Here is a 16464-nt window from a genome sequence, read left to right on the forward strand (position 1 = left end):
CCCACATAATAAAAAGAGACGAGCCACTTCATGGGTAACTACAACCTCGATACGATGCCGGTGATCCGAGAGCTGAAGGGCTTCGATGCACGCTCCGGCAATGTCCTTGAACGCCTGATTTTCAACAACCGCCTGCTGGTGGTGCTGACCTGCCTGATCGTGACGGTATTGCTGGGCTATTTCGCGGCCACTGGGCTGGCGCTCAATGCCAGCTTCGAAAAGATGATTCCGCAGAGTCAGCCGTACATCAAAAACTACCTTGAGAATCGCCAGTCGTTACGCGGGCTGGGCAATACGGTTCGAGTGGTGGTGGAAAACACCGACGGCGACCTCTACGACCCGAAATACCTGGAGGTGCTCAAGCAGGTTAATGACACCTTGTTCCTGACCCCGGGCGTGGACCGGGCCTGGATAAAGTCATTGTGGACGCCTGCCGTGCGCTGGACCGAGGTCACGGAGGAGGGCTTTCGTGGTGGCCCGGTCATGCCGGACTCCTACGACGGCTCGGCCAGTGGGGTCGAGCAACTGCGCTTGAACATTGCCCGTTCCGGCATCATCGGCAGTCTCGTCGGCAATAATTTCAAATCGAGCATGATTGTGGTGCCGCTGCTGGAGAAGGATCCGGTCACGGGCGCCGCAATCGACTATCACCATTTTTCGCGGATACTTGAAGAGCAGCTACGCAACAAGTTTGAGTTTGCCGGCAGCAACGCGGTACACGTTGCCGGTGAAGAGGGCAAAGGCCCGATCAAGATTCGCGTGATCGGTTTCGCCAAATTGGTGGGCGATCTGATCGATGGCCTGATGCTGATCATGATGTACTTCGGCGCCGCAGCGCTGATTGCCACGGCCATCATCTTTGGCTTTACCCGTTGCGTGCGCAGCACCGCGCTGGTGATTCTGTGCTCGGTGGTTGCGGTGGTCTGGCAACTGGGCCTGATCACCTTGTTCGGTTATGCACTCGACCCGTTTTCGATTCTGGTGCCGTTTCTGGTGTTCGCCATCGGCGTGTCCCACGGTGCGCAGAAAATGAACGGGATCATGCAGGACGTCGGACGCGGCACCCATCAGTTGGTCGCCGCGCGTTACACCTTCCGCCGCCTGTTCCTGGCCGGGCTGACCGCATTGCTGGCCGATGCCGTGGGTTTTGCGGTACTGATGCTGATCGACATTCCGGTGATCCAGGACCTGGCCGTCACCGCGAGCATTGGTGTGGCGGTCTTGATCTTTACCAACCTGGTGTTGCTGCCAGTGCTGCTGTCTTATTGGGGTGTCAGTCCCAAGGCGGCGGCGCGCAGCTTGCGTCAGGAAAGACAGGAGGTGGAGGGGAAAGGGCTGGGCAATTTGTGGAGCCTGCTTGACCGCTTTACCGAGCGTCGCTGGGCGACGGTGGCGGTGGTGGTGGCCGGGTTGCTGGCGGCAGGTGGCTTCATGGTCAGCACGCATTTGAAAATTGGTGATCTCGATCCGGGCGCACCCGAGCTGCGCGCCGACTCACGTTACAACCGCGACAACGCCTACATCACGGCCAACTATTCGCTGTCCAGCGACCAGTTTGCGGTCATGGTCAAAACCGCCAGCGAAGGTTGCCTGAAGTACGAAACCCTGGTGGAAGCCGATCGTCTCGGCTGGCTGCTGCAACAACAACCGGGTGTGCAGACTACCGTGTCTCTGGTCAACGCGGTGCGCCAGATCACGGCGGGTTCCTATGAAGGCAACCCGAAAATGCTGACCGTCGCGCGCAACCAGAACGTGCTGAACTACGGCGCGCAACAGGCCTCGGTGAACAACCCGGAACTGTTCGACAGTGATTGTTCGATGATGCCGGTGATCGCTTATCTCTCTGACCACAAGGCCGAAACCCTCGATCACGTGGTCAAAGTGGCCGATCAGTTCGCCCGTGAACACAGCAACGACGATCGGCAGTTCATGCTCGCCGCCGGTAGCGCCGGGATCGAAGCGGCGACCAATATCGTCGTGCGCGACGCCAATCGCACCATGTTGTTCTACGTGTATGGCGCGGTGATCGTGCTGTGCTTCATCACCTTCCGCAGCTGGCGAGCGGTGGTGGTGGCGGTCGTGCCGTTGATGCTGACGTCGATTCTCTGCGAGGCGTTGATGGTCTGGCTGGGCATGGGCGTGAAGGTCGCGACCTTGCCGGTGATTGCCTTGGGTGTCGGCATCGGCGTCGATTACGCGCTATATCTGCTCAGCGTTCAGTTGGCTCAGCAGCGTGCCGGTCTGTCGTTGACCGAAGCCTACAAAAACTCCGTGGCGTTCACCGGCAAAGTGGTGGCGCTGGTCGGCATCACCCTGGCGGCGGGCGTGATCACCTGGGCTTGGTCGCCGATCAAGTTCCAGGCCGACATGGGCATCCTGCTGACGTTCATGTTCATCTGGAACATGGTCGGCGCCCTGGTGCTGATCCCTGCACTGTCGCATTTCCTGCTCCGTCGTGCTCCTTGAAACGGTTGCTTGCATGATTTATCCGCTCGGCTACCTGCGAGTCTCTGCCATTTCTGAAACATCGACATCAAACAAGAATAAAAGGAACACAAACCATGCTGGGCTTGATGCAAGATCAACCGCTGTTGATTTCTTCCGTTCTGGAACATGCGCTGAAGGCGCATCCGCACACCGAAATTGCCTCACGCACGGCAGATGGAGCGGTGCATCACTGCACTTACACCGACATCGGCGAACGCGCTAAACAAGTGGCCAATGCGCTGGTTGCGTTGGGCGTGCAACCTGGCGAGCGAATCGGCACCCTGGCCTGGAACGGTTACCGGCACATGGAATTGTATTTCGGTGTGTCGGGCATGGGCGCGGTACTGCATACGATCAACCCACGGCTGTTCGCCGAGCAGATCGAATTCATCGCCAACCACGCCGAGGATCAGTACCTGCTTTTCGACCTGTCTTTCGCTGAGCTGGTCGAGCAGATCGCACCGCGCCTGAAGACAGTCAAGGCGTTCATCGCTCTGTGTGACCGGGAGCAAATGCCGACAATCGATGTGCCTGGTTTGATGTGCTACGAAGACCTGATCGCCGAGCACAGCAATGACTTCATCTGGCCTGAGTTCGATGAGCGCACGGCATCGTCAATGTGCTACACCTCGGGCACCACTGGCAATCCAAAGGGTGTGCTGTATTCGCACCGTTCTTCGATCCTGCATTCGCTGGCGCTGTGTACCTCGGATGGCTTCGGTCTATCGGCGGCGGATTCAGCGTTGTTGGTCGTGCCGATGTTCCATGTCAATGCCTGGGGGATGCCGTATGCCGCCGCAATGTGTGGCGCCAAATTGGTGTTGCCGGGCGCCGCACTTGACGGCGAGAGCCTCTACACGCTGATGCGTGATGAACAGGTGACTCTGGCGCTGGGTGTGCCGACGGTGTGGATGATGTTGCAACAGCATGTTGAGGCGCAGGCTTTGCAACCGGCGACAGAGCTGTGCCTGAACCGGGTGGTGATCGGCGGAGCCGCCGCGCCGCGCAGCCAGGTCGATACGTTTGAAACACGTTTCAATGCGCGTGTTTTGCATGCCTGGGGGATGACCGAGATGTCCCCGCTGGGCACCATCTGCAATCCGTTGCCCAAACACCGTGATGCTCCGCTGGAAGCAGTGCTCGACTTGCAGGCCAAACAAGGGCGGGCGTTGTTTGGGGTGTCGATGAAGATTGTCGATGAGCAAGGCGCGGAACTACCGCGAGATGGCAAGGCTTGCGGTCTACTACTGGTCAAGGGACCGTGGATCGCCAGCCAGTATTACGGTGGCGAGGGAGGGCAGATTCTTGATAGCGAGGGCTGGCTCGATACCGGTGACATCGCAACGATCGACACTGACGGCTACATGCAGATCACCGACCGCGCCAAGGACGTTATCAAGTCGGGTGGCGAGTGGATTTCCTCGATTGATCTGGAAAACGCTGCCGTCAGTCATCCGGCCGTCGCCGAAGCGGCGGTGATTGGCATCCCTCATCCCAAATGGCAGGAACGGCCGTTGTTGGTGGTGGTGCTCAAACCTGGTAAAACCGCGAGCAAAGACGATCTGCTGACGGTGCTGCAAAGCCGCGTGGCGAAGTGGTGGCTGCCGGACGATGTGGCCTTTGTCGAAGCGCTGCCGCATACCGCCACCGGCAAATTGCAAAAGATGAAGCTTCGAGAACAGTTTCGCGACTTCAGATTTCAGAGCTGAAAGGCTATTTATCCAGGGGCACGATCAGCGGGCCGGCGAAGGCCTGCATGATCAACGCCACGGGTTGCTTGTGGCTGACCAGTTGGGCCATGGCGTTCATGTAGGGCGTCAGGTGACGGAAGTATTTCTTGTAGCTCGGACACAGGTAGTTCAGGCCCGGCTCGCCGTTGGGCGCATTCATGAAGCGGTTTTTCGGGCATTCGCCATGGCAGGCGAAGCGGTAATCGCATTGCTGGCAATACGTCGGCAGTGTCTGTTCTTTGGCGGCGCCAAAGGCTTGTTGCGCAGCAGAGTCGAGTAGCACGGCAGGATCATCGGTCTTCAGGTTGCCCAGCCGATACTCGGGATACATGTAGTGATCGCAGGAGTAGACATTGCCGTCGTGCTCCACGATCGCCGCTTTGCCGCAGCGCGGGCTGAACAGGCACACCGAGGCCGGCAGCTGACACCATGAAGCCAGTGCCCATTCGAAGTTCATGACATGAACCTCGCCGACATCCTGGCGCACCCACTCGTCAAAAATCGTGATGAGAAAATCGCCATAGGCCTCGGGGGCAACCGTTTGCTCCGTCACCATCGCGGGCTCCGGCACCACGTGCAAGCGCAATTCTGGCGGGATAGCGAAATGCAGACCCAGACCGACCTGTGAGGCGCTGGGCTCGCGTTCCACCACGGGGTTGAACTGAATATGACGAACGCCTTCAGACTTGAGGAATCTATAGATTTCCAAGGGGAATCTGGCGACATCGCACGCCACGGTAACCAACACGTTGAAGTCGACGCCATGCTGCTTGAGCAGTTCAAGACCGTGCATCACGTCATCGAAACTGGAGCGTCCGCGCTTGTCGGGGCGATAGAGGTCGTGGACGAATCGCGGGCCATCGAGGCTGATCCCCACCATGAAGCGTTCACGGGCGAGGAATGCACACCAGTCGTCGCTGAGTAACGTGCCATTGGTCTGCAACGTGTTGCGAATGACTTTGTTCCCTGCGAACTGGCGTTGATACAGGACCGCGCGTTGAAAAAAATCCAACCCCAGCAACGTCGGTTCGCCGCCTTGCCAGGTAAATTCGACTTCAGGCGTGGGCTGGGCCTCGATGTAGCGCTGCACATACAGACGCAGCACCTCGTCGGTCATGCTGAAGCGTTCCCGAGGCGGGTAAAGCTGTTCTTTTTCGAGGTAGAAACAGTAACTGCAATCGAGGTTGCAGATCGGCCCGACGGGTTTGGCCATGAGATGCAAGCCCTGGGGCGGGGTTTCGTGGGTAGGCATGGGGGCAGGGTCCGGGAGTCATCAGTCTGCCGCCCGGTTATCCGGGCGGCATTGAGGGTCAAGGCAAATACGTCACGTGTACATCCTTGACCTTGCCATTGAATGCGAAGGGCGCACGCTCGAAATAGTCCAGGGTGACTGGGGAACCGAGGTCTTCAGCCACGTCGAAGGTTTCGCTGGCGGTGAACGTCAGTGCCGGAGTGAACGGCGTCACCCCTTTGGCGGCTTCCTGCCCGTCAAGTCGCAAGCTCAGGCTGGCCGGCCCTCCGAGCTTGGCTGACGACAGGGTCGTCAGCACTTCGATACTGACTTTGCCAGCGGGTACTCGTTCGGCCGAACGCAGTTTGACTCGAGAGATAGCCAGCGCGTTGTACTCGTAGATCAGGAAACCGTCATCCATGTACAGACTGACCCCGCCACCGATACCACCCAAGGCATACAACACGCCGGTGGCGTTAGCTGGAACGTCGGCGTCGACGACAACTTTGCTGTTCTGATTGCGCAGGTTGGGGGCCGCAAATTCCGGAAAGCGATGGACGCGATCGCTGAAATGCCATTCGCGTTGGCTGCTGGAGATTCGTGCAGTCGGATCGAGGAAGGGGTAGAGACCGGCACCAATCGGAAAGACATGGTTAGCCTTGGCCTGCACGTCAAACTCGGCCTTCAGCTCCGCAAGTTTTTCGGGATTACTCGCGGCTACATCGTTGGCCTGGGAGTAGTCGTCTTGCAGGTTGTAGAGCGCCCATTGATCATTCGCCGGATTCCAGCCCATGAACTGCGCAAAACCTTGCACCCAGGGTTTGCGCGGGCCAAAAACCGAGGCCATCCAGCCATCCTTGTAGATGCCACGACTGCCTAGGACTTCGAAGTATTGCGCCGGTTTTTTCGATCTCACCTGAGCGTCGTTGAAGGTGTAGCGCAGGCTGATGCCATCCATTGGATCCTGAGCGATACCGTTAACCTCTTTGGGTGGCGTGATCGACAGCACGTCGTAGACAGTCGGGGCAATGTCGTTGACATGGTGGAATTGTGCGCGAACTCTGGCGTCGGCCTTGATCTGTTTCGGCCAGGAAACGGCCAGCGGCGTGCGCGTACCGCCGAAGTAGCCGGCGACCAGTTTAGTGCCTACGAATGGCCCTGAACCTGCCCAGGCCCACGCGGCGTTGTACATGTTCTCAAGTTTAGGACCGCCGAGTGCGGACAAGCCGCCATACATCTCGTTGAGGACTTTCAACTGCTGCTCTTTGGGGACTGGAATCCCGTTTTGGGCCAGCAACTCATTAATCGTGCCCTCCATCCCCTCGGAAGAGGCCCCGTTGTCGCTGAAGACATAAAAGATCAGCGTGTTGTCGCGCTTACCTTCACGCTCCAGTTCGTCGAGGATCTTGCCGGCCTGCGTGTCGGCATGTTCCAGGAAGCCGGCATACACCTCCATCAACCGCGCCTGATACTGTTTCTGTTCGGAAGACAAGCTGTCCCAGGCTGGGAGTTCCGCCGGGCGCGGCGTAAGGACGGCGTCCCGCGGGATAAAGCCCAGAGCTTTCTGGCGAGCAAACGTCTGCTCACGATAGGCGTCCCAACCACCGTCGAATCTGCCTTTGTATTTATCGGTCCATTGCGCATTAACCTGGTGCGGGCCATGCACGGCACCCGGTGTCCAATACATGAAAAATGGTTTTTCCGGCGCGTAGGTCTGATGGTCTTGCAGCCAGTTTACGGCCTGATTGGCGAGATCTTCGCTAAGGTGATATTTCGGATCTCGCGCCGGTTCGATTGGCGTTGTGTCGCGGTACAGACGCGGTTCGTACTGAGAGGTTTCGCCGGCCAGGAAACCGTAGAAATGTTCAAAACCGTAGGCCGTCGGCCAAGTATCGAAAGGACCGGCCGCCGTGGTGTCCATGGGTGGTGTGTTATGCCATTTGCCGAACGCGGCGGTGCTGTAGCCATATTGCTTGAGCACCTCGGCCATGGTCGCCGAGCTTTTGGGTATCTTGCCGGTGTAGCCATCCCAGTCGGTGGCCAGTTCTGCGATGACGCCGTTGCCAACTCGGTGATGGTTGCGTCCGGTAAGCAAAGCGGCGCGAGTTGCGGAGCTGATGGCAGCGGTATGAAAAGCGTTGTAGCGCACACCGCTGTCGGCGACTCGACTCAGGGTCGGCGTATGGACTGCGCCGCCGACGGTGTCGGACTGCGCGAAGCCGGCGTCATCAAGCATGATCACCAGAATATTGGGGGCCTCGGCAGGAAGGCGGGATTGATGTTGACGTTTCTGGTGCTTCGATTCTTGCAGCGTCGGTTTGGCGTCACTGGCCGAAGGCGTCGGCGGGAAGGGCAGCGAGTCTTGTGCGGATGCGACCGAGCTGGCCAACAGTGCGCAGAGTTTCAGGGTGAAACGTCCGGCGGGTTGCAGCTTCTGGGACATGGGTGTCTCCGTTTTTTATTCATTACAACGGCGCAGCCGCCCGGTCGAACACCGGACGGCCGGGAGGTTGGAGGGCTGGTCAGACCGCAAAGCTGGTGATGTCTTTGGGCTCGATATCATTGGCTTTGCAGAACGCCAGGTAACGATCCACGCTGGATTTCCAGTTCTCGACGGCCACGACGTTGTTGTTATCGTCGTAATACAGCAGATCGCCCTGGGTGATGTTCAAGGTGATCAGTTCATCGCCATATTCAGTCAGCACGATCGGCGTGTGGCTGGACCCCGCGGTTTCGAACACTACGCCGCCCTGTGTCGAGATCCAGTCGTGCTCCAGGTATTTCCAGCCACCCTTGACGGTGTAAACGATGACCGTACCGGAGTGATAGTGCTTGGGCAGAGCAGACCCGGCCGGGGCCTTGAGCAGGGTGATGGTTTCCCCGCGAACCGGATCGCATTTGATGTATTTGATGAAGATTTCATCGCTGTAAGGTGCGAACGGAACCCACGGCAGGTCCTCGTCGTTGATGGAGGAGGTGTCGATGTTTTCATAAAACATGCTTGTTGTTCTCTGTTGGACGGTGGAAGGATTTACACGGTGCGTTAAGAGCATCGTGAACAGGCTGTGCTCACACCGCCCCCCTCTTGAGGAGGGGTATCCATCCAATGGCGTTGAATCGCGGCATTCGGAGTGCCGTGCAAATAACGCCAAAACAACAATATCTACGGTTTGCGGCCACCGTCGGCCTTTGGGTGATCAAATCGGACGTCAGGGCCTCTGCGAAACCCTGACGCCCTTAGGTGCTCAATTGATTTTAACGATCGCGGGTGGACTCCACGTGCCTTTGCCAGGAGGCAGGACGGAAGGGTTTTCCGTCTTTGGCCAATACAGGCGCATCACCATGTAGATCAGATCATTCGGTGCGGGCAGCCAGTTGCTTTCCTTGTCCGCGCCGGGTGAGTCCTTTTGGATGTAGAGCGTCAACGAGCCGTCTGCGTTTTTCTTCATGTCAGGTAGCATCGGCGAGTTGATGAGGTAGCGATTGATCGGATTCTTGATCAGCAGTTGCGACTTGCCGTCGTACATGGTCACCGACCAGAAGGCGTTGACCGGCGGGAGTTGTCCAGCGGGAAAGGTGATCGTGTAGTTGTGCTTGCTGCCGTCAAGCGGCGTCCCATCGGACAGGATCTTGGCCATCGGATAGGTGGCCTCTTCGGCGTCGTTGGCGTAGATGCCCGCTTGTGCGATGGCGGCACGCTTTAGCCAATCGCCATTGTAGAACGCGGCATCACCGCCGGAACTCACGATGTTCCAGCCATTGACCTGCGTGCCGAGATGATTGACCGCATTCTGGACCTTCGCATGCCCAGCCTGCATGCCCTCGACCACAGCGGCCTTTTGCTCGGCGGAGAGCTCCTGGAAGTTGAAGTCCTTGCCGGCGCCAATGCCCATACGGGCCAGCTTCGCGCGGATCGCCACTTCATCCGGTGTGGTCGGGGCAAACTGCAAGGCAAAGCCCAGGTACTTGAAGAAGTCGGTCTTCGCCAGGGCCTTGTCGAACTTCGGGAAGTTGATCGCCGGCGCGGCAGGCGGCGCGGGCTGCTTGAGATAAGCCGATAACGGCTGAGCCGCATAACCAGACTGGATCTTTTCGACGTTTGGCATGTCCGCCGGATTGAAGAGTTGGGTGCGAAAGATCACGAAGAGGAGTTGTGTATTGGAGCGAAACACCTTCTTGATGCCAGGCGGGGTCACGCCTTTCCAGTCTGGGCCGACCAGCATGTAATCGCCGGCTTCGCTGCCGGTGGTACGGCTGCCGATGTAACCGAAGTTGTTGGTGTTGTTATCGATCAGTTGCACCGAGTAGTACCGCGGTTTCTCCACCGTCGGTACCGATAGCACGATCGGCTCGCTACGCAGGTCCATGAACATCAAGGAATATGGCGTGTCGCTGTTCGGCGAGACGATGGCCGTGTCCTTGTAGCTAAAGACATTGTGCATGCTGTGGATGTGGTTGAACGGCGCCTTGTACTGGCCGGAGTTCTTGTCCACGGCATAGTCGTACAGGGTCGCGTAGTTCATCACGATGGGCAGACCGTAGATGTAGCCTTCCTCGGCGATGGCTTTCGTCTCGGCGGGAGTGATGTCCGCTGCCTGGGCGTGCGTAAATCCCAAGGACGCGAGCAATACCATCGCACAGCCAAATGTTCTCGGTAGTGTGGTTATCATGAACCTGAAACTCCATTTTTCGTGTTAGATGGGGGTGTCGGTCAGCTAACTGCTAATCAGGCGATACTCCCCAAAGGCAGGAACCCCCTGACGATCTTGATGCATATCTGTGCCCATCAAGGAGGCAACTTCTCGAATCTCACCGAATCGCAGGCGATCAATCATTCGAGCGCTAAACGCACATCTCTCGGATCGTTTCACTTGGGAAAGAGTAGTGTATACGCCACCCGAAAGCCCCAACCGTGTGCACCATCCTCAGGACTGTCCGCCCAGTATCGCGGCCCCACCTGAAGACTCATGGGCTGCTTGCCGACTTTGAACAATTGCGTCACGAACAGGTTGATCGGCACATTCCACTCCCTGGCTTCCCAGTCGTAAGTGGATTCTGTATTAATGCCAAAACTGGTGTACGACGCTGTGGTATAGACCAGAAAGGGTTGCAGATACGTCTGATTGACCTTCTCCTTGTCATTGGCCGGGTTGTTGTCCAGCGACCAGATGTGGTTCGCCAGAATACCGGTCGTCCAACCGTTGGCCTGCTTCAGCGCCACCGCTGTCGGTCCAATCCCCCATTGTTCGCTACTCAGTAGCTCATCACTACCGGTCGGTAACAACAGCGCGGGGCCTGCACCCCAGATCCAGCCGTCCTCGGTCGGCTTTTTGGGAGAGAAAAAGAAGCTTTGCGTGGTGTCGCCCACTCCGCTTTTATCGGCGATGCCCCTCGGTGCCAGTCCATGCTGATCAATGACCGAGAGGATCGTGCGAGAGATCAGATTCCAATCGTCATTGAGTGAGAAGGGTAGAACCGGCTGGATATTGGTGACGCTCTGGATTCCATTGCCGGAGGGACCCATTTTCTGATTCCAGTTGTATTGGATGGGCAAGCTGTACAGTGCCGCGACTGGATTCAATGACTGTTTAGCCAGTTCCGCCTGATCGTCAGCCTGACTGGAAACGGATATACCGAAAGCCGCAAGTGCGAGCAAAAGCCGTTCAATGCGCTTGTACATGTTGAAATCCTTGAATGCGGATCGCCGCGGGCTCCTCGACTATCAAGGGGGCCCGCTAACGATCGGCAGAAACTGCTTGAGCACCCGCAGTGACGATTACTTGAGTAACGTCTGCATGTCGCTGGTCATTCCCTTGATGGCCGCTTTGAAGTCATTCGCGGTGATTTTCTGGCTGGCGTTCTTCAGGTTCTCGCCAAACACTTTACGCACGGCTTTTGCGACCGGTGCACCGGTTTTGGCGTCGATCAAGTCCGCCTCGATATACAGCTCGGTATTCTGGTCGCGATGCCCCGTGGCGGCCTGAGTTGCACCTATGACTGCCGCGACCGGCACCACTTCGTACCATTTCATGCCTTCGTTGGTGGCTGTCACGCCAGTGATTGCCGCCTGCAGGATCAGCGCTCGCTCGCCTTTGCGAACATCTCTGGAGTCTGGAACGACCAGGTAATTTTGGGACAATGCCTGCTTGGCGCTTTCAGTGGTGTAGGCCTGCAGTTCCTGTAATGTTTTCAGGTCCACGCGTTCATCCGGCTTGGGCGCCGGATACAGTTCCAAACGCTCGAAGACCACCGTGGAATAATCCGCAGGCTTGAATCCTGGCGCCACCCAGCGCAGCACTTCCACGCCACTTGGCGAGGTGGTTTCCTGCAGGCCGCCATAACTCTTCAGAAAGCCGGAGTACTGTTGTTGCTCGGTAACTTTCGATACGCAACCGGTCAATAACAAGCTGCTCAGTGCGGCACCCGTTATCCATTTGTGCGAGAAGTTCATATAGCGGTACTCCTTGAGGGCTGTGTTCCTGAATGTCTTTTATTCAAGGCCAGACCCTGTGGCCTCAGCCCTTTCGGCAATAAGGCCCGCTGGATCTCTGCCTGAGCAATCGAACGACTGCTTGCCAACTGCAAGCAGCCGCAAGTTCGCGTTACTTCGATGCCACCACTGCCGGCGGCTGCCAGCTGCCGCTGCCTGCGGGAAGAATCGAAGGCTGCGTGGCCTTCGGCCAATAGAGGCGCATCACCAGATAGGCCGTGTCGTCAGGCGCCGGCAACCAGTTGGACTCCTTGGTCTTGCCCGGCGAATCCTTCTGGATGTACAGCGTCAGTGAGCCATCCGCGTTCTTCTTCATGGCCGACAGCATCGGCGAATTGATCAGGTAGCGGTTTATCGGATTCTTGATCAGCAGTTGGCTCTTGCCGTCGTACATGGTTACCGACCAGAAGGCATTGACGGGTGGCAGTTTGCCGGCGGGGAAGGTCAGCGTGTAGCTGTGCTTGCCGGTATTCAACGTCTGGCCGCTGCCGTCGGTACGCGTAATGGGGTACATCGCCTCGGCGGCGTCATTACCGTACAGACCAGCCTTCGCAGCGCCAGCCCGCATCAGCCAGTCGCCTTTGTAGAACACCTGGTCGCCGAAGAATGCGCCGACGCTCCAGCCGTTGATATTTTTCATTCCGCTCGAGAGGAACTTGTCGACCTTCTCGTCGCCGGCCTTCATCCCCAGCAGGATCGCGGCCTTGTGCTCGAGCGAGAGGTCCTTGAATTCGAAGCTGCGACCGGGGCCTACCCCGATGCTGGCCAGCTTCGCCCGGATCGCCTTGTCCTCAGCCGATGCTGGCACATACTCCAACGCGGCCGACAGGTACTCGAAGAAATTGGCCTTGATACCCTCCGTGGTGGCCGGCACGAAAGCGATCTTCGGCGCAACGGGTGGCGCGGGTTGATGGAGGAAAGCGGACAGCGGCTGGACCTTGTAACCCGCCTGCAGCTTCTCGACATTTGGCATGTCAGCCGGATTGAACAACTGGGTGCGGATCAGTGTCAGTGCGAAAGGGGTCGTTGAGTTGAACACCTTGTCGATGCCTGGAGGTGTCGCACCTTTCCAGTCGGGGCCTGCGATCAGGTAGCTCCCGGCCGCGCTGGCCGTGGCCCGGCTGCCGATGTAGCCGTAGTTATAGGTGTTGCCGTCGATCAACTGCACCGAGTAGTAACGTTTTTTGGAGACGGCCGGCACGGTGATCACCAGCGGCTCGGCGCGTAGGTCGGTCCAGAGAAAGGAGTACGGCGTGTCGCTGTTGGGTGTAATGATGGCCGTGTCAGCGGGGGTCGCGACCTTATGGTCGTGGTGCAGTTGGTTGAAGGGGGCCTTGAACTGGCTGGAGCTGGAGTCCACCGCGAATTCGTTCATCACGGCGTAGTTCATGACCAGCGGCAAGCCATAGATAAAGCCTTCCTCGGCGATCGCCTTGGTCTGCTCCAGACTCGGCGCGGCCACGCCCTTGGCCACATCTGCCTTGTCGGCCTGCGCGATCGGATCGTTCTTGCCCGCACACCCCGCGAAAAGCGTTGAACCCACGACGACGACCGCCGCAGCCATTGTCCAGCCCCTGTTAGACTTCCTGTTCATTTTCACCTCGTTGGTTTTGTGCAAGCTGACGTCGTGAGTGTTCATGTCCACGGTCAAGTCATCTGAAGACCTGAAACCCTCGCCGACTTTTTAATAGCGCCAAGTCATGTTGGCGGTCAGGGCCTGAATCCAGGCGTTGTCGAACTCGCCTGATACACGATTGCCAGACAGCGTTTTTTGCTGATCGACTGGCATGTCCCCCATCCACACTGTGACCCAACTGAAATTCACGTCTGTCTCTTTATTCAGCGAATAAGTAAAGCCAGTGGCGAAGCGCCAGGCGGCGCCCATGGGCACGGTGAGCGTACGATTACCGTCGGACACAGCGGACGTGTCATAGGCGACACCGAAATCCCAGACCCAGTCCTGGTTCATCTGGTATTGAGCGCCAAGCGCCAATTGATACGTGTCTTTGTAATGCGCATCGATTGAGGTGGCTCGTGAACCGGTTCCGGACGTGTCTACGTCAATGCCGATGTCGCCGAATTTCGACCAATCCTGCCAATTGACTGTAGCCAGAAAAGCCCATTGCGTATCCAGTTGCTGGTACAGGCTGAGGGTCGCCGTTTGCGGTACTTTCAGATCGATCTTGGTGTTGACGCTGTTGAGGCGGCTCACCAACGGAGCACTGCTCTTCACATCCAGGCGATCCTCGAAGTCGAGGTCAACCTGACTGGTGTAAGCCAGGCCAATCCGGGTACCGGGCTTTGGGGCATAAATCACGCCTGCGTTGGCGCCGTAACCCCAGGTGCTGTCCCGGTATTTGTATTGGCCGTCACCCCGTTGTGTCAGTCCGAGCGGCGCCTGATCAATCGCAGCTTCACTCTTCAGCGTCCCGTACATGGCTTTCAGTCCGACGCCGACGGACCATTGATCGTTGAAGCGATAGGCGACACTGGGTACCAGTGACAGTCCCGCAATGCTCGCGTTCTGCACGAAATAACGGCCGGACCAGTCGTTGTCGTAGTTTTCAGCGAGGCCGAAATCGCCATAGGAGCCGAAGCCGACGGACCACCGATCATCCAGTTGATGGCTGATGAAGAAACTGCCGCCCGGTATGGGATTGAGCGCGTTACCACTGCCAGTGCCCGGTGTATTGGTTTCACTGTCTTTATCAAAAGATAAGTCACCAAAAAGAACCTGAGCGCCAGCGGAGATCTGTGTTCCGCTGAGGTAACTCAAGCCTGCGGGGTTGCTGGCGATGGTCGAAGGGCCTTGTGCCCGGGCCGCTGCACCGGCATTGGCCAGTCCGACGTTGTCGGTGGCGGTTTCGTACAACATCAGGCCACCGGCAACACTGCGGCCACTGGTCAAGAGTGTCAGTGCACCAAGTACAGTAATCGACAACACACTTCTATTTAATGGCATGAAATCCCTCTCTACCAGATCACTCAATCGATATCGCTTGGATCGCCCCAAGGCCAGGGCATCGTCTTTTACTCGTGCGGCTTTCTTGAGTGTCTGCGCGGAACTCCAACCGCAGGTGCAACTAATCGCCAGCCTCATGAACAGCACACAAAAACCGAAGATCAGCTTTGCAGCCAGCCTGTTGTTGCGTTCACTTTACGGCAATCATCAGAAAGGCACCTTGCATTTTCGGACAGTGCGCGCGGTATCGCGGGTGTATGGAAATCGGCGAATCAACCCTCAATGGAGGCTACCCCAGCCCATTTCTCCAATGCTGTGGTGACGTATTGGTCCACGTTTTGAATGCACGGGAAAAGGCGTTTGGATCCTGGTATTGAAGGGCCTGAGAGATTGTGGATATCGGCAAATCCGTATCTTTCAAGAGCTGCCGCGCGAAGTTGCTTCTGGAGTCGGTGATCAGTTCTTTAAGGTGAGAACCTTCCGCATCCAGCCGGCGTCGCAATGTTCTTTCATTCAATGAGAATTGACTGGCGATGTGCCTGGAGTTTGCCTGGCCTTTCAATAATAGAGCGTATGCCTGACTCTTTATTTGTTCTGAAATCGTCAAAGGTGACGTGGCGGTCGAAATAGCCAGTTTTAGCAGATGGTGTAAGCGTGGGTTCGCCGTACATTGAATTTGCCGGAGTTGCTGATTGTTTATTACAAGTCCGGAGATGCTTGCGTTGAACTGAATGTTGCAGCGAAATTTTCTGACGTACGGGGTGATATCGGATGGCTTGCGATATGAAAACTGCACGCGAACTGGCGTCCAGTTAGCGCCTAATAAGGCCCGCAGCATTTGGAGGCCAACCATGACGGCAGTGTCAACAAGTAATGATTGATTGGGCAGGTCGTGGCGATAAATGACATATCCCAACAAACTGTGTTGGCCCGCCAAGGGAAGAAGGAGTGGGGTCGCGCCACGATCATAGAGATTGGCATGCCCGACCAGGTCGTTCAATGCATCGCCTGGTGTAGTCGCAAGACGCATAAGCTGACCCACCGGACCCAAATTATCCAGCGAAAAGCGCTCACCGATCAACAGGCCAATATGGGGGCACTGAGTGTGTTCGAATGCCGTGTTGAACAGTCGAGCAACGTCGATGTAGGCGAGATGGTTGTCTTCATATGCAAATTGCTCAAGGCTGATACCAGCGTCTTTGAAAACGCCTCGCGAGGACCCCCCTATCGCGTCAACTACTTCCGGGAACCTACGGAATGGGCTTGTACTAATTTCTCCAGGCCCGCTCATTCTTAAAGATGATTTTTTGGAGGGCATATTAGCTCGCTATCATTCCTGAAACTGACGCATTGGCCACGCTGGCGAACATCTGACACATGACGAGCAAAAGAGCGTAGCGCCCATGAGCCAGCGCCTGGCACCTCGCGGCCGTCCTGCGCCGCCCCTCAGTCCTTGGGCCGAATCATCGAATACACGAGTCGTGCGCATTAATTGCATCCAAAAATACATAATATTGAATACATTGGTTTTAGCACGGATGCGTTTTTTTTCAAATGGTCCATA

At 57.2% G+C, this 16464-nt stretch carries 11 protein-coding genes; 2 read left to right on the top strand and 9 right to left on the bottom strand.

The window, feature by feature from the left end; genetic code table 11:
- Nucleotides 1–30: 30 nt before the first annotated feature.
- Together WHX55_RS11150 and WHX55_RS11155 are read left to right on the top strand one after the other, a co-directional pair.
- Nucleotides 31–2466 (top strand): MMPL family transporter, encoded by a 2436-nt coding sequence (locus tag WHX55_RS11150; RefSeq protein ID WP_353742598.1) that lies wholly within the window; start codon nucleotides 31–33, stop codon nucleotides 2464–2466.
- A gap of 95 nt (nucleotides 2467–2561) precedes the next feature.
- A complete protein-coding gene (locus tag WHX55_RS11155) occupies nucleotides 2562–4196 on the top strand; it encodes a 3-(methylthio)propionyl-CoA ligase (protein ID WP_353742599.1) in 1635 nt (544 codons plus the stop codon).
- A 4-nt stretch (nucleotides 4197–4200) separates the two neighbouring features.
- Here WHX55_RS11155 and WHX55_RS11160 read toward each other — a convergent pair whose 3' ends face one another.
- From WHX55_RS11160 to WHX55_RS11200, 9 genes are all read right to left on the bottom strand, one after another.
- The gene (locus tag WHX55_RS11160) at nucleotides 4201–5469 is read right to left on the bottom strand and encodes an anaerobic sulfatase maturase (RefSeq protein ID WP_353742600.1); all 1269 of its coding nucleotides are present in this window, start codon (nucleotides 5467–5469) and stop codon (nucleotides 4201–4203) included.
- Between the two features lie 58 nt (nucleotides 5470–5527).
- The gene (locus WHX55_RS11165) at nucleotides 5528–7891 is read right to left on the bottom strand and encodes an arylsulfatase (RefSeq protein ID WP_353742601.1); all 2364 of its coding nucleotides are present in this window, start codon (nucleotides 7889–7891) and stop codon (nucleotides 5528–5530) included.
- A gap of 79 nt (nucleotides 7892–7970) precedes the next feature.
- Nucleotides 7971–8447 (bottom strand): 2,4'-dihydroxyacetophenone dioxygenase family protein, encoded by a 477-nt coding sequence (locus WHX55_RS11170; protein WP_353742602.1) that lies wholly within the window; start codon nucleotides 8445–8447, stop codon nucleotides 7971–7973.
- A 246-nt stretch (nucleotides 8448–8693) separates the two neighbouring features.
- A complete protein-coding gene (locus WHX55_RS11175) occupies nucleotides 8694–10118 on the bottom strand; it encodes a DUF1254 domain-containing protein (protein ID WP_353742603.1) in 1425 nt (474 codons plus the stop codon).
- A gap of 197 nt (nucleotides 10119–10315) precedes the next feature.
- Nucleotides 10316–11128 (bottom strand): transporter, encoded by an 813-nt coding sequence (locus tag WHX55_RS11180; protein ID WP_353742604.1) that lies wholly within the window; start codon nucleotides 11126–11128, stop codon nucleotides 10316–10318.
- A gap of 96 nt (nucleotides 11129–11224) precedes the next feature.
- Nucleotides 11225–11899: a DUF3313 domain-containing protein gene (locus WHX55_RS11185; RefSeq protein ID WP_150672736.1), complete on the bottom strand. Its 675-nt coding sequence runs from the start codon at nucleotides 11897–11899 to the stop codon at nucleotides 11225–11227.
- A gap of 151 nt (nucleotides 11900–12050) precedes the next feature.
- Nucleotides 12051–13502 (bottom strand): DUF1254 domain-containing protein, encoded by a 1452-nt coding sequence (locus WHX55_RS11190; RefSeq protein WP_353743041.1) that lies wholly within the window; start codon nucleotides 13500–13502, stop codon nucleotides 12051–12053.
- Between the two features lie 120 nt (nucleotides 13503–13622).
- The gene (locus WHX55_RS11195) at nucleotides 13623–14813 is read right to left on the bottom strand and encodes an outer membrane protein transport protein (RefSeq protein ID WP_353743042.1); all 1191 of its coding nucleotides are present in this window, start codon (nucleotides 14811–14813) and stop codon (nucleotides 13623–13625) included.
- Between the two features lie 376 nt (nucleotides 14814–15189).
- Nucleotides 15190–16218: an AraC family transcriptional regulator gene (locus WHX55_RS11200; RefSeq protein ID WP_353742605.1), complete on the bottom strand. Its 1029-nt coding sequence runs from the start codon at nucleotides 16216–16218 to the stop codon at nucleotides 15190–15192.
- Nucleotides 16219–16464: the final 246 nt, after the last annotated feature.

The organism is Pseudomonas fluorescens, assembly GCF_040448305.1.
Classification (GTDB): domain Bacteria; phylum Pseudomonadota; class Gammaproteobacteria; order Pseudomonadales; family Pseudomonadaceae; genus Aquipseudomonas; species Aquipseudomonas fluorescens_BH.